Genomic DNA, 19,655 nt, shown 5'->3' with positions numbered 1-19,655 from the left:
TTTGTTAAGATTTGATATTTCATATAGGCGAGATACATCGTGATTTTCTGAACTTAATTATGTACATGTGTTCCATGTGTCGGTCTTAATCATTGAAAAACAAGACGTTTTTACTTGAGTTTAGAAAATATCAAGCCTTAAGTTTTCTTAAAAACTAGAGGTTTCAATGTGAGTGAAATCATATCATATGCATCATTTTTTGCACCATGTTTTTTAAAAATGATTTGATGGTAGCTTATTTATAAAAATCTAGTCTGAAAATTATGGTGAACTTTATGATGTAGTGATTAAGCTACCAAGAGTTTGTGGTCGGGATGAAAGGTGTTTCTTTCACCCCGAAATTTAACGACGGTTATTGTGCTGCAGTAAAATCAGTTGAGGGGGCACCTGTACGAACACTTTGTAATAACAAGATGCTGTTAGTCATTAATAAGCGCTCATGGATTTGACGATCTAAATAAAGCTGATAATTGATCTCGGCAAGCAGTATGGCAATTTCTTTTTCTACTACAGCCGGTGGTGCGTTATTCAGGCTATTGATCCATGCGGTATTTTTCGTTTCTGTACCACCCGTACCAGTGGTCCCACCAGCCCCACCAGTACCAGTTCCAGCTGTATCAGTACTGCCTGCACTGGTAGTATTATATAATCTCCATGTTGCCATATTAAATTCATTCAGTGCTTGGCTCGTTGGGCTCCCGCTCTGCTGATTAGGCGGAGTTTGAGGCATTCTTTTTGACATGATGTAATAAAGGTTGCTTATTCCTACAGAGTTTTGCGCTGCATAGGTGCGTAGGCTTGCAAGATATTTAGCAAGTGTTTGCGTTGCTTGCATTTGTGGGGTTGAGGGGGTGCCGGTAGTCGATTTAAGAAGGGTCCTACCGTATAACGTGTCATAATCTTTCCATTTGGGTAATGCAATGGGAATTACGCCTCCTGTAACGTAACGAATGAAATTCGCTGCAAGTTGTTCTTGATTTTGTGCAGTTAAGCCATTTTTTGCTACATTACTGGTGGCCTGAGTACTTCCAAGGTCTTGACTTGAATACATTAATGGTCCAGTTAAAGCATTACTATTAAGATGGTTTAAGAATTGTTGGAGGTAATTGGGGCTGAAAAAAGTAGTCGCATCGGGAATTTCTCCTACCACGTTCGTGGGTACCAGGGTTTCATAGAGGAAGGAGCACTTTCCATCAAAAATTTGTGCATTCTTATAATCCATACAGTACGTATAGTCAGGAGTTCCCAAAATATTTAATACCGCTTGACTTACTGGATCTTGTTGATAGGTTTTTTGGTCTATTAACTCAGTTACACTAACTTGTCCGGAAGATGAAGTTGAACTGTAACTGGGAAAAGCATTATTTGCCAGGGGGTTAAGGATTGATGCACTAGGGTTAAGAGTTGATGTGGCAGTGCTTTCACTAGGCAGAAACTGAGCATAGGGGTTGCCTGCATTTCCTGTATTTGTTCCTCCACCTCCCCCTGCATTGCCACTTGCAGTAAACGTATTTACTGGAATAGAACCTAATAAAGTGTAAAACTGATAGGCTTGAGCGAGTTGTGAGGTTGTTAAATTGATGAGCGAATAGCTTATTGAGTAGTTTTGATTGCCTTGCGTAGGTTCTTGCATTACATTGTAACCTAAATAATCACCAAGATTTTTGAAGTATTCTACTAATTTTTGCATATTAGTAGCTGTTTGTTGCTGATTATATGAATCGGTTGCCTCATCTGCTATGGCAGGAAACACCGTAAAACAAAGCAGATTAAGCAATACAAGTTTCGACACTAATTTCATTTATTCTTCCCCTTCAAGTGCACGTAATACAAGTTTTAGACGGTACTGACAAAAAACTCGCGACAACAACCTTAAACGTTCAAACACGATGTTTCTTTTGAGAAAAACCCCTGCGGGATCATGGCTTCCGGTGCTTGTTTCTTCGGCATGAATCAAAACACGTGAAGCACTGCCTGGATGCACGGTATCGATTGCTTGCAGCAGACGCAGCCCTCGACCCGATTTGATATTCCCTACAATACGAATAAATTTATCTTCTTCCGATAAGAGACTCATATCTATCTTTTCTATGTCATCAAGTTCTTTGCCTAATTGCTCCATGGCTCGTTCAAACTCTGGATTTCCATCCAGAGTCCAATCTTCTACACTTTCCATAAAGGTAATCACCCTATAAATCATAGGATCGATATATTCAAACCAATATTGAGCGGACGCTTCATGACTAAGATCAGGCATACTTTTACTCTTTCTTTACTGTATTTTTAGCGGATGGACGAAATCATCACTTACTACTATAGTATATTATGAAAGATAAAAGAAAGAAGTAAAAAATATGAAAAAGCAGTCGAGAATTGGTAATCTGCTCAGAAGAATCATTAATGTTCGTAGGTGGTTTGATTGGGATCGAATGAAGGCCTTTACTTTATATTTGGTAAACGGTTTTAGGCGTTTATTTGTACCACAGAAAAAAGGTGAGGCTGAGTCATTCAACGATGCAGTTAAACTCCTGAATCTGACTGATGAGAGTTTACTTATCAAACAAAAATCTTTATTTCGGTTGAGTATTATTATGCTATTAACCGCTCTTTTGATTTTGGGATATGCTGGATTTCAGCTTTTTTATGGTTCGATAAAATCGTTTTTTGTAAGCCTCATTGTTACTTTGATTGCGTTGGTTTTAGCCTTTCGTTACCACTTTTGGTACTATCAAATAAAAAATCGTAAGTTAGGGTGCACCTTTAATGAATGGTATAGAAAGGGGTTGTTGGGAGAAAGAAATGAATAAGTTGTTAGTAACGCTGATTCTCCTTGTTTGTCCTGGTCTGGTTTTAGCGGATGGTTCTTTGAGTTTTGCCCCTCCTGCTAGCGATTATTCTGTTGTATTTCTTGGTAATTTATTTGGTGTTGTAGATGGAGTTTTAAGCGGTACCGGCAGCCAAATCATGGGAAGTATGTTTGCAGTATTAAATGCTGCGGTGTTGGCATTAGGAGGGTGTGTCATTATGTACACCCTAATAGTGGCTACCATGAATACAGCTCATGAAGGTCAGATGCTGGGTCAAAAATGGTCTTCTATTTGGATTCCAATCCGTTGTGTTATAGGTTTAGCGTTATTAATTCCCAAAACATCTGGCTATTGCTTAATGCAAATTTTAGTCATGTGGATCGTTGTGCAAGGAGTTGGCGCAGCAGATAAAATATGGGGTGCTGCATTAAGTTATTTGAATCGCGGCGGTGTTATTATTCAGGCTCAACAGATAAATCCTACGGCCTCATTGACTGAGAATTCGAGCACCTCTGGAATCGCAGGTATTGCTACGGGTGCGGTAAATATGCTTGCTGGCCAAGTATGTATGCTGGGCTTACAGAGACAATTGGAAAATACACGACAAGATCTTCTTAATGCTCAATCCAAAAATTCGGGAGCATGTAACTCTGCTGAACCGGGTGGCTTGATGCAGAAATATTGCTCTACCGTAGTCCCTGATTTTTTAAGTTCGGTCAATGCGGTTGCTGTGCAAAATGCGGCTCCAAAGAATCCTTCATGGACTGTGAGCATGCCCAATTTTGACTCCAGCTCACCTTATAGTTTTTTGAATGGGATTTGTGGCACCATCTCCTGGAACAATATTAGTTCCCTGAACTCTAATTTTGGTAGTACACAATTTTCAGCGAAACCTACTGCAGGAAACAATGTCAAAGTTGGAAATAACACGCTGACTCCAGCAGAAGTTGCAGCGACGCAATTGTCGCGCGGGATTGCTGTGCAGCAAATGTATATGGATCTGACTTCAGTAGCACGAACGATGGTGGGTAATGATCCTCAGCTGTCTCCGACTATGAATACCAATATGACTCCTTATTCTGATGTTGCCTTGCAGCAATTTGGTGTTCCTTATAAAGAAAATGGAACCGTTTGTACAAGTTATAACAGCAGTACGTCATCGCAAGATAAGTGTGTGATTTGGGGACCTGTGCAAGGTTCATCAGTTGGTGGAGTCTTGTTTAATGGTGCCGAAATAATCAATGCGATTAATGATTATAACGGTATTATGATGCCTACGGTTAATCTGGCCCGTCTTATTTCTCAATCATCAGATGAAAGTAAATCTACTGATTTTATCAATAAGGCAACGACGCAGGGATGGATAATGGCTGGTGCGTATTTCTTTAATCTTGTACAAATTCAGGGAACGTCTTCAATAGAGAATGCAGGACAAGTTGACTCAAAGACAGGACTGGATTCAAGTTCTTTTGACCCTACAGTGATGGCGAGTCCGTTTGTTGTAGGCAGCGATGGAAAATCCATTAGCTGTGGTCCAGGAAATATGAAAGACAAAGATTTTAGTACGTTATGTACTTGGTTGGGTGAAAATAGTGATGGACTTCAAAAAGTACAACAGATTCAGGCGTTAATTACTGATACATCTCCACCTAAAAAACCTTCTTTGTCGTCCAACATGACTGCAGTGGGAAGTACTCCCTCGTCTACAGTTTATGGGTATATAAACAATGCATTAATGATGCAAACGCCTGGTCAACCCGGAGTCCAGCCACTCACTTTTGCCAATTCAATCAATTTCGCGATTAATACAGATTTGTATCGCTTGCAGCGGCAAAATTTTTCTTGTGGTGAAGTCAAACCGTTCTTTTCAATTTGTTTGGGACAAATTCTTGGAAATATATTTTATAACATTATTTTAGTGACTATATATAATCTGTTTCTGGATATATTTGGCCAGATTATAAATCAGGTGGTCTTAGCGTTTTTAATGATTCCATTGCAGGGAATGGCAAATATTTTTCAACAAGGAGTGAAGATTCTTGCTGAACCTGGAGTAAATCCAATTGTTGCTTTAGCAAATATGGGAAATTATTACATTAATTTTGCCGGTAATTTGTGGATGATGCTGTTAAATATGGCAATCTCCAGTGCAATTATTCCGATATTTGGTATCTTTATTTTTGCCATGATGTCTTTAGCAATGCCGCTTGTAATTGCTTGGGTCGGCGTAATGGTCAGTGTTGGTTTTACTACAGCTTATTACATTCCATTGTTGCCCTATGTGATTTTTACTTTTAGTGCTTTAGGGTGGTTGATTGCAGTTATAGAAGCGATGGTTGCTGCACCGATTGTCGCATTGGGAGTGATTCATCCCGAAGGACACGATGCCTTTGGTAAAGGTGAGGCAGCAATCATGATTCTGTTGAATGTCTTCCTAAGACCTTCCATGATGATTATTGGTTATATTACTGCTATTGCACTTTCTTATGTGGGTGTCTGGATTTTAAATGCGGGATACGATCAAGCAGTGTCATTCATGCAACAGCAACACACTGACAACTCTGTCCTTATTGAAGGACTCCTTGGATCTTCTCCATCTTCTTCAGGTTCTGGAATTGGGGGCGTGAGTTATACCGATTGGGCTGGAATTTATGCATTCTTTTTCTCGATATTGACTTATACCACCTTGTATCTGACGATCATACAAAAATCCTTCACTCTGATAACCTATTTACCGGATAAGGTCTTACGTTGGATTGGGGGTACTCCTGAAGGAATAGGCGCAGAAGCAGCGCAATGGGGCGAGGAAGTAAAAGGCAAGACCCAGGAAGCAGGTAAAGAAACCCAGACTGCACAAGGTCAAATCGATAAGACTTTGGGTGGATATGGTGTGAAAGGTGTTGGCATGGCGAAGGGCCTTCTTGGCAAAGGTGGCGGCGGTGGCGGTGTTTCTGCTGAAGGTAATTCTACTCCAAGTAGTCCTGATGACGAAGGTGATGGGGGAAAAGATAAAAAAAAGTCTAAGCAGCAGGGCTCCAAGAACTCCGATTTGGGTGACTCCGATATGCCAATAGTCAAGTAGCGGTTGATGAAGATGAGCATCTTTTTTCAGGGATGAAAATTTGATGGTCATTTTAGATGGAAAATATTATCCAGCATGTTATTATTGTGCATAAAATAAACACTTAAAATTGTATTTATTATGGTCGAATTATCTGCTCCTCAGAGTACTATAATGAGTCATTCTGATCTGGCTCAAGAGAAACTTAAGATTGTGCAACAAGCAAAAATGGATGAAGAACGATTCATGCAGGAACTGTTTATTTTTTTGCAAAATAGACGTGCATCAATCCTGGAACAGCAATTTGACCTGAAAACCCCATTAACAGAACTTGCGAAGGATTGTGGCTATCAAGATCTTCCTACGGCTTTAAATAATGCAAAAAATGCACGTGGGCAGAAACCACTAGTGCAAGCGCTGCAAGATCAGGATTTCTCCGTAGCAAGAGCTTTACTCGATTCTGGTGCCGATTATGATGCTCAGGCAATAGAGGAATATGATATTGCTATAAACAGTAAACGCGGGCAAGAGGCGCTTCAACAACAGATAATTACCCCTCCCGAAGCCTATACTCCTTCAGCTCCGGATAAGTTACACCCAGTTAAAGAATTTGGTCTTGTATTGGGTATAGTAATGACCAGCCAAGATGGTATTTCTTCTCAACGCGCTCATGTAGGACCTACATATCAATTGATGACGGATACTGTAAAGGAATATAGCCAGAGCGGTAGTAAAGAACCCGCAAAAGAGGACTTCAAGCAAATTTCAGATGCCTTTGCTTTTGCAAATAAAACCGCTAATTTTCAACACAGTACCCCTGAAGGAAGTCCAGAAGCAGGAGATGCGCTTTGTAAACGAATACAAACAGGAGATGTAACTAGCGTCCCTATTAATTGTAAAGGACACGCCATGGGACTTGCTTTTATGCCAGTCGAAGGAAATCCTGATAAAACATATTTAGTATTTACCAACCGAGGGGTAGGTGCTGCAGGAAAGTATGGGACACAAATTTATGAAATAGATAATAAAAATATTACTCCAGATTTTATAAACAATGTGATGAGCGGTCATGATAATGGAAAATCCCATGCACAAATTATGGAGTCAATTAAGCAGGTCACTCAAGGCAAAGATCCTGTATGTACTATCGATCAAAAACCACAAAAATATGATAATTGTACTATAGCAAATACGCGCGCTAATATTCATGGAATACTTCTATGTCAAGAAGCAAATCGCAAAGGCGGTTTTGAGCATGTGAATCAAGAAGTACGTGATGAAGTAAAACAACGCTATAAAGATTTTACCAGTGACATGAGAGATAAAAAAATTCAGCAACTAGAAAAAGCTTTAGAGAACGATCCTGAAAATCAAGATTTAAAAGCTCTAGCCAAAGGGTATTTGGAAAAAACTAATAGTAAATCTTCTGATAGATTGAGCGCTGCGGTTGCAGAAGAATCTCAACAGTCAATCAATATGAATAAGCCTTAACTAAAAGCTGATCCTATGAATTAGCATTATACTTGCCTGGGTGAAAAGAAGTGTAGCCTGGGTTTTTCGTGAAATAGCTGCCCAGATTACGGCTAGTGACTTGTCCCAGGATATCTCCAATTCCTCGAACTGCGAACGCAGTGAGGGATTCCCAATAATCAATTAAATTCACATAGCTATTTTTCAGGTTTATGATTTTCAACGGAACGATCAGAAATTCTACGGATAAACTCCGACATTTCAATCGACTCTTGACCTATTTTTAATGAGCTACGGACAAAGTTTGCTGCCTCTAATATGCTGTTCAGATTGTATTTGTTTCGTTGAATCGAATGTAAATAAGCAACAAAAAACTCTGTTTTCAAATTACCAATTCCTTTACCCATGCCAGCAAGTGTTGCATCGATAAAGCGAATTTCTAAAAAGATTCTTCGGTCAGCTTATTGTTGATATTCCTTTGCACCGGCAATAATTAATTTGTAAACTCGTTCACTGATAATGCCTTGCTCGAATTTTGCTTTCGCATCCCAGGTCATAAGTTGTCCCTTTTGCCGTACCAGTTTACGCGTAGCAGAGGTTACCTCGTTAGGGTCACTTTCAAGTAAAATATCCCGGACTTCTTCGTCAAATACAAGATATTCTCTTAATGCCACCCTTTTTTCGTCTACGGTAGGGACAAGTTTTTGCCAAATACACAATCTAATTGTTTCTAGGATATCAATGGTTCTTCCTAATCGCTCTTCACCGGAAAATGAGGTTACAAGCCGACGCATGGTTTCGGCAACGCCTGAAGTATGTAAGGTTGTATATACGGGGTGTCCAGTAAGTGCTGCTTCTAATGCGGCACTAATTGTTTCCGCATCACGACACTCACCTACCATGATTAAGCGCGGTTTACGTCGCAAAGCGTTTCTTACTCCATCTGCAAAGCTCGGCAAATGCCGAGGAATTTCTGATTGGCTAACTACGGCAGATATGGTTTCAATTTCATCATAGACAAATTCAATTGGAGATTCATAGGTCAGTACTTTACGGTTTGAATCTTCTGTTTCTATCAAATCACGAATAATAGATGCCAATAATGTTGATTTACCAGAGCCGGTTGCTCCTGTAATAAATACAATACCTTCCTGAGGCGCGATGGCTTGAAGGATATTCTCTGGCAGATTCATGGTTTCAAGCCTGGGAGGTGTGGTCGGGATAGTTCTTAACGTGATTTGGATTGCATCGTGACCCTCTACAAGGCATGCTGTTCCATTGACCCGATATCGGTATCGAACACCCCGATTAGGGCGAAATTCATAGTGGGTATCGATATCTTTACCTGAAAGAAGTTGTGTTGTGGCGTTGGGGCCATATATCGCATTTATTAAATCACCCAGTTCGGTATTAGATAAACGACGATTGGTAATTCGTAATAGCTTTCCATAAACTTCAGCATAAATAGGCTCACCCGTTTGGATTGTAATATCGGAAGCACTCAGACGCTCTGTGTGCTCCAACATTTTGTCCATGAACAGTGGAGTAAAACGCGTGGGTTCATCGGGCATCAAATAAGAATTGTTATTCATACTTCGTATCAGTGAATTCTATTGTTATCGTTAATTGGAGCGATTGTCGGCTGCCAGGATTTATCCGTTATTATAATTTTAGAACGATTTGCCAATTTTTCCATGTTTTTGAATTGTTCTAAAGCATTTTCATCCTTAGAAACCGCAGCGCGCCATTGTTCACTGTTTATATTCAGAGCTGGTAATGCAGTAATTCTTAATACGCGATCATCAATATGAATTTCTGAGGCATCACCTGTGATTCCTAAGTCTGTATGAGAGACATAAGGAGGAGTTACCATATTCATTGCTAATAATTTTCTATAAAGAATCATTCCGCCAAAATCTTCTTTAATGCGAGCGATATTTTCTTCAAGAATGGTATTGGCTTGATCAATACCATTTTTCCAACCTTTGGCTGTATAGATACACCATATTTTTTTCTCTACTTTAGTTTTAGGCAACAGCGTATAGTGAGGATATTCTGGTTTAACATAATCGAGCCATAAATATTGCCGCCAAGTTGGTGGGGTGGTAACAAAATGTGCCTGTTTTGCAACTCTATAAGTACGGTCAGAAATGCGGATGGTTTGCGCATCAGCAAGATTGAGGGTGTTTCTACCTTCCAAGAGCACTGGAGGTAAGATATTGTGTTCCAGAATCAGGGAATTAAAATCATAAATAGCATCAAGCCTGCGTGATTGCTTAATCAAATGTTCATCAATGACTTTTGCTCGCCAGGCTAAACCTGCTTGCGCGCCGAGACTTAAAGCAGTTTCTTTCAAAGCCATCTGCCGAATTTTACCGTTTTGCTTTTTATTCCGTTGCTTTACATTCACATTGGCCATAGCTTGTAGCCCTTCTAATGAGCCAGTATCACCCATATTTTTTGAAGAGTGGCATGCAAGCAACAAAGCCGATAATACAACAACTATTAAGCTAGGAATAAATTTTGGCATAGCGTAATTCAACAACCTGACTGTTAGGATAAACATGAATATCAGCTTTTCTACCTGCTTGATAATCTATATCACGCAGGATTTCAGCTAAACTTTGATCTTTAATATTAAGACTGATTAAAACTGGAATTGAAGGGGCTTTTCCTAAAACACGTAGCCTGAAATGGGCTGATTTGGCAATACGGGCAGTTAACTCCTCAATAGGTCCTGACCAATCCACACTGGCTCTAGCTTGTAAGTTATATGCATTAGGTATCGTAAGCGTGTTGTCTTTATGGGGTGGTAGAATTACTTTTTCGACGCGTGCCATTTCATGCATGGAATCGCTTACAGATACAGCTGCTTCTGCTAATTTAATTGTAGCATCATCGCTAGGATTGTTTACCGGTGGTTTTTTAAAGAGTACTCCACCATGTTTACAACCCACAAGCAGGACTGAGGCAATAAATAGCATGAGAAGCTTATTGTTCATTCAATCTTCTTTAATGTCTGGAAATATTCGTTTGATTGAAACAGGAGCTAGGCTGCTTGTCAAGCCTATAAATGAGGAATTGTATGAATTTAAATGGAAATAATTTTGCAAAATTTTTGCTATTAATCATATCGTAGCCTAGATGCAGCGAAGCAAAATTTGTTATTTGATAGCATAGAATCGCCTTTTATTTCGCTGCACAGAGATGGCAAATATGAAGATTAATTTAATTTTTCAAATAATGCATATACAACTTGTCCCGCGTGTTTAAGTTTTATTTGACGCCACTGCTTTTCATCCAAGTCGATAATAGTCGGAGATTCCAAGTAAATAAGACCTCCTCGTTTTAGAATATTGCCTTGTGTTATATCTGCAAGGCACTGAGGGAGATAATTTTGAGCAAAAGGAGGATCCAGAAAAATGATATCAAACTCTTCCTGGCTGCGCTGAAAATATTGCAATGCATCTGTTTGCAGTAATTTGAGTGTTGGACTGTTAAACGCAGTGATTATTTTCTGTAAATTGGAATATGCTTTTGGCGATTGCTCAAGAAAAACAACTCGTGCTGCTCCTCTGGAAAATGCTTCCAAACCCAAGGCACCACTGCCTGCAAACGCATCCAGGCAGCGTGCATCTCTGATGTCATGCATGAGCCAATTAAATAAAGTCTCGCGCACCCGATCCGGGGTGGGGCGTAACCCCTCTACATCTGGGAAATGTAATTTTTTTCCTCGATATAACCCGCCTATAATGCGAATAACCTGTTTCACGATTTGCCTACCGTAAGCAGTAATAATTTATCGGGATTAACTTGTTGCTGGAATGCTTGTCTTACTTGATCACTGGTTACCGAATTAATACGATCAGTATAAGTGTCGAGAAAATCTTCTGGCAGATGATAAAAAGTCATCCGCAATAAAATATTTGCAATACTGCGATTACCTGATAAAGAAAGAGGGAAACTTCCAGTAAGGTATTGTTTTGCCGCATTCATTTCTTCATCAGTTGGTCCCTTATTAATGTAGGTTCGCAAAACATCTTGAATGATATCTAATGCGTTTTTGGTTTGTTTATTTTTCGTGGATAGACTGATAAGAAAAGGCCCTTTTCCTGACATAGGAACAAATTGACTATCGATTCCATAGGTCAAGCCTCGTTTTTCTCTAACTTCTATCGCGAGTCGGGACACTAAAGCACCACCGCCTAAAATATAATTTCCTACAATGAGAGGGAAATAGTTTGGTGCATGATGATCAATACCAATCTGGCCAAGCCGTATCACCGTTTGGGAGGAGGGGAAAGGAATATTTACTGTTTCTGCCTTAGCTAATTGGGTGGCTTTGGGAATGGGGGGAGCTGAATGTCCTTCGGGAAGTTCTTGCGTCAGTTGATCGGCAAGCTGATGGGCCGTCTCACTATTAATTGCACCTACCAAAACTAAAATAGCGTTTTTTGCGACATAATATCGTTTATTAAATTCAATAACCTGGTTCTTATTAATGGCATTAACAGTCTCGGCCGTACCATTAACAGGATGCGCATAGGGATGTTGCTGATATAAAGCTTGGAAAAAATGCAGGTTGGCTACTTCTTCGGGTGACTCTTGACGTTGTTCAATAGCCATTAGCAGTTGTTTTTTTTCTCTTGCAAACGCTTGTTCAGGAAAGTCCGGGTGATTAATGATTTGGGCAAAGGTATTCACTGCTTTGGGCAATGCCTTTTGGTCGACTAGAGTTCTTAGACTAAATATCACCATATCTCTGTTGATCTCGGCTCCATATTGAGCACCCACATCTGCCAGAGACTCAGCTATTTTGTTTGCATCTTGACCTGCATTACCCTGGTTCATTACACGGCTTGTTAAGGCACTTAATCCAAATTGATTTTCATCATATGCAGACCCTGCAGCAAATGCTAAGCTGATATCAAGCATGGGCACTTCCATGGCAGAGTAAAAAACAACCCGAACTCCATTTTTAGTGAACCATTTTTCTGTTTTGAACGTATTTGCTGCTGTTGTATGTGGCAGTGCAATCAGCAATGCCGCAATACATGCGCTAAAAATTCTCATGCTGTCACCTTTTGTGTTTGAGGTTCTAATATTGCCGTTGTCATGTTCTTTTCTTGAAAATAACGTTGAGCCGTTTGTTGTACTTGTTGTGGCGTAATCGCATTGATTGCTTTGGTATAATCATCTGCTTTTTGCCAGCCGATCCCAATAGTTTGTAAAAGACCCAATTCTGAGGCTTGTCCGAAGATTGAATCCTTTTCAAAAGTCTTTTGCGCAATGATTTGATTTTTAATTCGTTGCAATTCTATCTCGCTAACAGGATTGTTCTTCAAATCATCTAATTCGCTAAAAAGCCCATTTTGCAAATCATCTAGGGTATGGTTTTGGCTGGGCGAACCATATATGATAAATTGAGTTTGATATCTTGTATATGGGTTATAATAAGTGTCCGCACCTGTGGCAATGTGTTTGCCGCGAATCAGATTTTTAGAAAAACGAGCGCTTTCACCTGCATCCAAAATTCCTGCGATGATTTCCAAAGCATAAGGCTCATAGGGTTCTTTTGTCGTGCTTACGCTCGGCGCTGAATAACCTATCATCAATAAGGGTAGTTTTGCCGGGGCTTGAATTCGAACAATCTTTTGACCTAACGAAGGCGGTTCTTTTTGCAATCTACGCTCAGGAATTGGATATTTTGGTAAGGCGCCGAAGTATTGTTCTGCCAAAATACGAACCTTTTCGGGATTAACGTCGCCTACTACAACCAACGTTGCATTATTCGGCGCATAATATTTTTTATACCATTCTTGTAGATCTTCAACCTTCATGTTTTTTAGGTCACTCATCCAACCAATCACCGGATGATGATAAGGAGCGTTTAGATGAGCAGTTGCCAGAAAACGTTCAAAGGCAAGTGCTTGAGGATTATCATCAGTACGAAGACGCCGTTCTTCCTGGATTACTTTAATTTCTTTAGCAAATTCATTGGAATCAAAAAGTAAATGATTCATGCGATCGGCTTCCAACTCGAAACTGCTGGCAAGTTTTGAGGCATCTGTTTTTTCAAAAAAAGCGGTGTAATCATTATTGGTAAATGCATTCGCTTGGCCACCAATTGATGCTATAGTTTTAGAGAAGACGCCTAAAGGAAATTTTTTAGTACCTTTAAACATCATATGTTCCATAGCATGAGATACACCTGTGATTCCACCTGGCTCATCTGCGGATCCTACGTTGTACCAAATCATGGATACGGCGATAGGCGCTCGGTGATCTTCTTTAACCAATATTTTTAAACCATTATTCAAGGTAAACTCTTGAACTTGGCTAAAGGTCTGGCAAGATAGTAACATGAATAGAGTAAAGAGTATTTTGCGCACAACTTAACCTCAAAGTGAAAAAGATGATAGAATTCCATATTTTACAGGATTTGTACAGTAAATGATTAAATGGTTTAAAAAAAGTCATAATTCGACTCCTGCAGAGCCCGATCGTTCGCAAGGTGAAACTGATTCGTTGCGTCAAACTCCTATAGAGGTGACCGAGCAGGAACAAGAGCCGATAAAGGAAGGGATTTTTGCACGTTTCAGGAAAGGATTAAGTAAAACCCGTCACCAACTTGGTGATGGGCTTGGCCGACTTTTGTTAGGTAAAAAGGAAATTAGCCAAGACTTATTGGATGAGTTGGAAACTCTTTTAGTCAGTGCTGATTTGGGTGTGGAGACAACACAAGCTGTATTAAATCAGTTGACTGATAGCTTGGCTCGTAAACAGTTATCTGATGGTAATGCCGTTTATGACGCATTGAAGTCGCATTTACAATCAATTTTGAGTCAAAACAATCAGCCCTTAACTATAGAAACCGCAGATCATTCTCCTTTTGTTATCTTAATGGTCGGCGTGAATGGTGCAGGTAAAACGACTACCATAGGGAAACTGGCAAAGCAATTTCAGCAGCAAGGCAAAAAGGTTATGCTGGCTGCGGGTGATACTTTTAGAGCAGCCGCAGTGGAGCAATTGCATGTTTGGGGGGAGCGAAATGATATCCCAGTGATTGCCCAACATACAGGAGCAGATAGTGCTTCGGTGATTTTTGATGCTCTGCAAGCGGCAAAAGCACGCAAAATAGATGTCTTAATCGCAGATACTGCGGGTAGGTTGCATACACAAGGGAATTTAATGGACGAATTGAAAAAGGTAAAACGTGTATTGCAGAAACTATGTCCTGAGGCTCCTCATGAAACAATGTTGATATTGGACGCAAGCATAGGGCAAAATGCTTTAGTTCAAGCACGACAATTTAATGAAGCAATTGGATTGACCGGAATTACCATGACAAAATTAGATGGTACTGCTAAAGGTGGAATTTTATTTGCTATTGCTAATGAACTAGGAATACCCTTTCGTTACATAGGGATTGGTGAAGGGATAGAGGATTTACGACCCTTTGATGCAGCGCAATTTGTTGGTGCACTATTTAATGATCACATTTGACCAAGTGACTAAACGCTATCCAGGTGGATTTGAAGCGTTAAGCCAGGTAAATTTTTCTTTGCAAAAAGGAGAGATGGCTTTTCTTACCGGTCATTCGGGGGCGGGGAAAAGTACTTTACTTAAATTGATAGCTCTTTTAGAGTGGCCCACTTCCGGTCAACTAACTGTGAATGGTTTGCGTTTGAACCAGTTAAAAAAACGCGATGTTGCTGCACATCGCAGCCAATTGGGTATAACGTTCCAATCCCCCTATTTACTTAATGATCGCACCGTATTTGATAATGTAGCTTTGCCTTTGCAAATTCAAGGCATGGCTTATCCTATGATTGCCAAAAGAGTGCATGCAGCTTTGGATATGGTGGGGCTATTAAGCAAGGAAAAAATGCTTCCTGTCCATTTATCAGGTGGTGAACAGCAACGCGTGGGAATTGCGCGCGCTGTAGTACATAAGCCGGCCTTGTTATTGGCTGATGAGCCTACTGGAAATCTTGATCCCAAACTGTCAGCAGAAATCATGACTATTTTTGAGCAATTTAATCAAGTGGGTGTCAGTATACTCATTGCCACACATGATTTGCCATTGATTGCAGGAATGAAACATCGTATTGTCATGCTTAAAGGAGGACGAATGTGTTAAAACGAGCACAAGCAATCCTCGCTTATCATCTGCAAGCAGCGATCCTCAGTTTAAATTCATTATGCCGCAAACCATTGGCTACCATGATGACCTCCCTTGTGATTGCTATTGCTTTAGCCTTGCCGGCTCTTTTTTGGGTGTTTTCTGACAACCTGGCCAAATTAACCGCGAGTTGGCAACGTGGAGGGCACATTTCGCTCTATTTAACACCTGGGTTATCAGAAACAGAACAGCAATTAGTATTGCAAAAAGTTCGTGGAACAGATGGCGTGGCTCAAGTTTCCTTAAAAACTTCTGCGGAGGGGTTGTCTGAATTAATTCATCAAGAGGGGATGCAGGATATTATGCGTTATCTTCCTGAAAACCCTTTACCTGCCGTAGTGGATGTTGTCCCTGCTTTGATTATCGACTCGCCCGCAAAATTAGATTTATTAGCACGGCAATTAAAAACTATAGCGCAAGTAGAAAATGCAAAGGTTGATATGGAGTGGATTAGTCGTTTGCATGCACTTTTAGGTTTTGCAGCCAAGTTTGCAGATGCATTATTGGCCTTACTAGCAACGGCGGTCATTATGATTGTGGGTACTACACTCCGCCTGGCCCTTCATAGCCGACAAGAAGAAATTCAGGTTTTAAAGTTAATTGGAGCAAAAGATCCGTTTATTCTCAGGCCTTTTTTATACTCAGGGGTTTGGTATGGTGCTCTAGGTGCTGTTTTTGCGATTTTTATGGTGAATATTTTTATTTTTAGCTTGGGAGCTGCGGTAAATCAGTTGGCCGTTGCTTATCAAATGCACTATCCGTTAACTGGCTTATCAATGCGACAGATCTTGCTACTTATTTTATTTGCAATTATACTAGGATGGATGGGGGCGCGTTTATCTGTAAAACGACAATTGGCTTCCATTGAACCACAATTATGAGTTGTTCTTTAATTTTACATCTTGTTTTTACAGAGAAATTTTTAAAGGAAGAAGCATGAGTCAATATTTGCAACTTGCCGAAATGAATTTACCTGTGGGCAGTCTTGATTCGTACATTCACAGGGTTAATCAAATTCCTATGTTATCCTTAGAGGAAGAAATCGCTTATGCCGAGCGTTTTCATACTGAAGGGGATCTTGAAGCTGCACGACTTTTGGTTCTTGCTCATTTACGTTATGTTGTTCGAGTCGCTCGTGGTTATTTAGGATATGGTTTACCTCTGAACGATTTAATTCAGGAAGGCAATATAGGTTTGATGAAGGCGGTCAAACGCTTCGATCCCAAGATGGGTGTTCGTCTTGTTTCCTTTGCCGTGCACTGGATAAAAGCAGAAATCCATGAGTTTGTTTTACGCAACTGGCGTATCGTGAAAATTGCAACAACCAAAGCACAGCGTAAATTATTTTTTAATCTTCGCCAAATGAAAAATCGTTTAGGCTGGATGAGTAATGAAGAGGTGAATGCTGTAGCAAATGATTTGGGTGTAAGCCGCGAAGACGTATTAGTCATGGAACAACGTCTGAACGCGATGGACACACCTTATGATGCTCCTGATGCGGATGAGCATGATGAGTTTTATACAGCACCAGAGCGTTATTTATTTAACGCGAATGACGACCCTTCTATATTGTTGGAAAAGGAAAATGCTGGCGATCATGGGCGTGAACGACTGATGCTTGCTCTGGATCAGTTAGACGAGCGCAGCCAAGACATTTTACAGCAACGATGGTTAGCTGAAGAAAAGCTAACATTGCACGATTTGGCTAAGAAATACGGCGTGTCTGCTGAACGGGTTCGTCAGCTTGAAAAAAATGCCATGAAAAAACTGCGGCAATATATAGAAAGTGAGTAATTCCTTAATTCTGGAGCTTCCTCACTGCGTTCGGGATTGACCTATCCTCGCGAACACATAACATCTAGCCTGGGTGAAGCGAGGCGGAACCCGGGCAATCTATGATAGAAATACCGGGCTTCGCTTCACCCCGGTTACCGTTCACTCCAAAAAATTACAAACCAATGGTCCAACTCGTTCATCCAATAAAACACTTACATGATTTGCATCGGGAAGTAAGCAAAGCTTGGAGTTTGGATATTTTTCACAAAACACAATTGATTCTTTAGTGCTAATTGTATTATCTAACTCACCATGAATGCATAAAAAAGAGATGTCAGGGGATTGAGCAATGAAATGGTGTAACCGTATTAGCTTAATATCAAATTGTGCTTGTTGCTTCATAACCTGGCGTAACTGCAGATACCCATGGCCAGTTAGTTTGAATTTTTTTGCAATGTGATTAACAGGACTGCGCATTCGTGTTGGTGATGCAATTAAAATTGCGCGTTCAGGTTTATGATTTAATTGCCATTCAGGAAGTTGACCCGCTATATTGAGGGTATTGAGTAACATCGAGCCACCGAAAGAATGTCCAATGACGGCATAGAATGGTCCATGTTGATTGATGGCATCCTTCAGAATAGCAACCGCATCAGTCCAGGGGAGTTGTAATCCTTTTGCTTCTCCATGTGCGGGAAAATCGAGAGCATATACTTCATAACCTTGCTGGTATAGAGCCTGGATAATGCGTGCCATATAGGCTGCACGTGATATCCATCCATGAGTAATCAGTATTTTTTTCCCATTTGAGTTTTTTGGGGCTACAAAACGATGCAGTACATGGTGTCGTGGGAACTCTTGGTGAATTACTTCCGTTCGCTTTCCCTCAATAAACTCACAAGCCAGTTTGGCAAAATCTCTATATTCCTTTTCCAAAGGAAAAAAGATAGGAGTAATAAACGCTTGATAACACAATTGTGCATGTAAAATATCTCGTACATGGATTAATGATGAAGTTATCATAATTATATCCCCTTCTGAGTTTGTCGGGACTTACGAAAAACCCCAATCTCTTCGTTAAAAAATGTTTTTACTTCGGTCATTTAGTCTATCTAAACTCCCTCATTAAAAACATTGTTTGCCTCGACCTTGGAGTTTTTCGTAAGTCCTTTTTATTTTAAGTGTAGCATCTAAAATACAACATTTTATCAATGGAGTATTTGATCGTTTTATCTTTAATTGGTTTAAACCTGGCAAACGTTTTACGGTAAAAAAAAGGGTGGAAAATGCAAATGATGTTATATGCAGCAGTAGAACTTAATGCATTTCATAACTTTATCTCTTTAGCTCAATTTTATAAACTAGAGCTCCTAAAAGTTAATTCGGGTTTATTTCAGGGGGCTTGAGATGCATACTTCAAATTATATTTATCATGATGATGGACAGGAACTCCATGGATTTGTTGCTTATGACAAATCTTTTGCGGCCCCGCGTCCTGCTGTACTGGTCGTTCATGATTGGTCTGGTCGTAATGAATTTGCATGCGACAAGGCAAAATTACTTGCAGAGATGGGCTATGTTGGTTTTGCTGTAGATATGTATGGTCAAGGCAAGCTTGGTTCTACTACAGAAGAAAAACAGGCATTAATGACTCCTTTGATTTCTGATCAGGCCCTATTACGACGTCGTGTTCAAGCTGGATTGACTGCTGTAAGTTCTATGTCTGAGGTTGATAGTAAGCAAGTTGCAATTATTGGGTTTTGTTTTGGCGGTATGTGTGCTCTTGAGTTAGCACGTTCTGGAGCATCCATCAAAGGTGTAGTAAGTTTTCATGGTTTGCTGCACAAACCTGGAAATCTGAAATCCGAACCGATTAAAGCTAAAATTTTAGCTTTACATGGCTATGATGACCCCATGGTTCAACCCGATACAGCACAGGCATTTTGCAAAGAGATGACTGATGCGAATGTAGATTGGCAAATGCATATGTACGGACATGTACAGCATGCTTTTACTAACCCATTGGCGCATGATACGCAATTGGGAACCATTTACAATGCAGTTGCCGCTCAACGTTCATGGCAAGCAATGAGCAATTTCTTGCAAGAAATTTTGGAAAAATAGTTTTTTTCTGCGCGGAAAAAATTGGGATGCCGGGTGAAGTGAGAATGATAAACTCGGGGTTCCGATTCGTTCAGGTTATGCTGCATTAGCCTACATTCCCCGCTTTATGCTCGGAGTCCAGTAAAGACCGCATTAAAAATAGGTGCGTTTTAGTGTGTCTCTGTAGAGAGCCCGCGCATAAAGCCTGAGAGATCCTCACAAAATTTAGCCATAGTGAGGACTCTCTTGTTGA

General features: G+C 40.2%; 18 protein-coding genes. 8 read left to right on the top strand and 10 right to left on the bottom strand.

From position 1 onward, the window contains the following. Positions 1–352 precede the first annotated feature (352 nt). Positions 353–1,801, bottom strand: coding sequence for a type IVB secretion system protein IcmX (icmX, locus tag DGG96_RS15620; RefSeq protein ID WP_110143578.1), 1,449 nt, complete (start codon positions 1,799–1,801; stop codon positions 353–355). Further along, a complete protein-coding gene (icmW, locus tag DGG96_RS15615; protein WP_110143577.1) occupies positions 1,802–2,257 on the bottom strand; it encodes a type IVB secretion system protein IcmW in 456 nt (151 codons plus the stop codon). A gap of 97 nt (positions 2,258–2,354) precedes the next feature. Between icmW and icmV the strand changes: the two genes are divergently transcribed. The 3 genes from icmV to ankD all read left to right on the top strand — a co-directional run bounded on the left by icmV (position 2,355) and on the right by ankD (position 7,359). Further along, positions 2,355–2,807, top strand: a complete 453-nt coding sequence (gene icmV / locus DGG96_RS15610; RefSeq protein WP_110143576.1) for a type IVB secretion system protein IcmV — start codon at positions 2,355–2,357, stop codon at positions 2,805–2,807. Further along, on the top strand, positions 2,800–5,889 hold the full coding sequence (gene dotA / locus DGG96_RS15605) for a type IVB secretion system protein DotA (protein WP_110143575.1): 3,090 nt from the start codon (positions 2,800–2,802) through the stop codon (positions 5,887–5,889). The genes icmV and dotA overlap by 8 nt, the downstream gene beginning before the upstream one ends. Positions 5,890–6,009: 120 nt before the next feature. Next, positions 6,010–7,359 carry a Dot/Icm T4SS effector AnkD/LegA15 gene (gene ankD / locus DGG96_RS15600; protein ID WP_110143574.1) on the top strand — a complete coding sequence of 450 codons (1,350 nt, stop codon included), beginning with the start codon at positions 6,010–6,012 and terminating at the stop codon, positions 7,357–7,359. 176 nt (positions 7,360–7,535) lie between these two features. On the opposite strand, the gene DGG96_RS15595 is transcribed toward ankD, so the two are convergent. The 7 genes from DGG96_RS15595 to DGG96_RS15565 all read right to left on the bottom strand — a co-directional run bounded on the left by DGG96_RS15595 (position 7,536) and on the right by DGG96_RS15565 (position 13,703). Continuing rightward, a complete protein-coding gene (locus tag DGG96_RS15595) occupies positions 7,536–7,724 on the bottom strand; it encodes a hypothetical protein (protein WP_233590619.1) in 189 nt (62 codons plus the stop codon). A 75-nt stretch (positions 7,725–7,799) separates the two neighbouring features. Further along, complete coding sequence (gene dotB / locus DGG96_RS15590; protein WP_110143573.1) at positions 7,800–8,930, bottom strand: Dot/Icm type IV secretion system ATPase DotB; 1,131 nt, start codon at positions 8,928–8,930, stop codon at positions 7,800–7,802. 8 nt (positions 8,931–8,938) lie between these two features. After that, positions 8,939–9,868, bottom strand: coding sequence for a type IV secretion system DotC family protein (locus DGG96_RS15585; RefSeq protein ID WP_110143572.1), 930 nt, complete (start codon positions 9,866–9,868; stop codon positions 8,939–8,941). Next, positions 9,849–10,340, bottom strand: a complete 492-nt coding sequence (dotD, locus tag DGG96_RS15580; protein ID WP_110143571.1) for a type IVB secretion system lipoprotein DotD — start codon at positions 10,338–10,340, stop codon at positions 9,849–9,851. Before dotD ends, DGG96_RS15585 begins: the two co-directional genes overlap by 20 nt. Positions 10,341–10,561: 221 nt before the next feature. Continuing rightward, positions 10,562–11,110 carry a 16S rRNA (guanine(966)-N(2))-methyltransferase RsmD gene (rsmD, locus tag DGG96_RS15575; protein ID WP_110143570.1) on the bottom strand — a complete coding sequence of 183 codons (549 nt, stop codon included), beginning with the start codon at positions 11,108–11,110 and terminating at the stop codon, positions 10,562–10,564. Further along, positions 11,107–12,411, bottom strand: a complete 1,305-nt coding sequence (locus DGG96_RS15570) for a M16 family metallopeptidase (protein ID WP_110143569.1) — start codon at positions 12,409–12,411, stop codon at positions 11,107–11,109. The genes rsmD and DGG96_RS15570 overlap by 4 nt, the downstream gene beginning before the upstream one ends. After that, positions 12,408–13,703, bottom strand: coding sequence for a M16 family metallopeptidase (locus DGG96_RS15565; protein WP_407656346.1), 1,296 nt, complete (start codon positions 13,701–13,703; stop codon positions 12,408–12,410). The genes DGG96_RS15570 and DGG96_RS15565 overlap by 4 nt, the downstream gene beginning before the upstream one ends. Before the next feature lie 88 nt (positions 13,704–13,791). Between DGG96_RS15565 and ftsY the strand changes: the two genes are divergently transcribed. From ftsY to rpoH, 4 genes are read left to right on the top strand one after another with little or no spacing between them, the layout of a single operon-like run. Further along, positions 13,792–14,844, top strand: coding sequence for a signal recognition particle-docking protein FtsY (gene ftsY, locus DGG96_RS15560; RefSeq protein ID WP_110143567.1), 1,053 nt, complete (start codon positions 13,792–13,794; stop codon positions 14,842–14,844). Further along, the gene (gene ftsE, locus DGG96_RS15555; RefSeq protein ID WP_110143566.1) at positions 14,831–15,481 is read left to right on the top strand and encodes a cell division ATP-binding protein FtsE; all 651 of its coding nucleotides are present in this window, start codon (positions 14,831–14,833) and stop codon (positions 15,479–15,481) included. The genes ftsY and ftsE overlap by 14 nt, the downstream gene beginning before the upstream one ends. Continuing rightward, complete coding sequence (gene ftsX / locus DGG96_RS15550; protein ID WP_110143565.1) at positions 15,475–16,404, top strand: permease-like cell division protein FtsX; 930 nt, start codon at positions 15,475–15,477, stop codon at positions 16,402–16,404. The genes ftsE and ftsX overlap by 7 nt, the downstream gene beginning before the upstream one ends. A gap of 55 nt (positions 16,405–16,459) precedes the next feature. Beyond that, entirely contained in the window at positions 16,460–17,317 is an 858-nt protein-coding gene (rpoH, locus tag DGG96_RS15545) for an RNA polymerase sigma factor RpoH (RefSeq protein ID WP_110143564.1), read from the top strand. A 141-nt stretch (positions 17,318–17,458) separates the two neighbouring features. Here rpoH and DGG96_RS15540 read toward each other — a convergent pair whose 3' ends face one another. Further along, on the bottom strand, positions 17,459–18,322 hold the full coding sequence (locus DGG96_RS15540; RefSeq protein ID WP_110143563.1) for an alpha/beta hydrolase: 864 nt from the start codon (positions 18,320–18,322) through the stop codon (positions 17,459–17,461). Positions 18,323–18,706: 384 nt separating this feature from the next. Between DGG96_RS15540 and DGG96_RS15535 the strand changes: the two genes are divergently transcribed. After that, a complete protein-coding gene (locus tag DGG96_RS15535; protein ID WP_110143562.1) occupies positions 18,707–19,423 on the top strand; it encodes a dienelactone hydrolase family protein in 717 nt (238 codons plus the stop codon). Positions 19,424–19,655: the final 232 nt, after the last annotated feature.

Source organism: Legionella qingyii, assembly GCF_003184185.1.
This window is presented reverse-complemented; position numbering and strand designations above follow the sequence as displayed.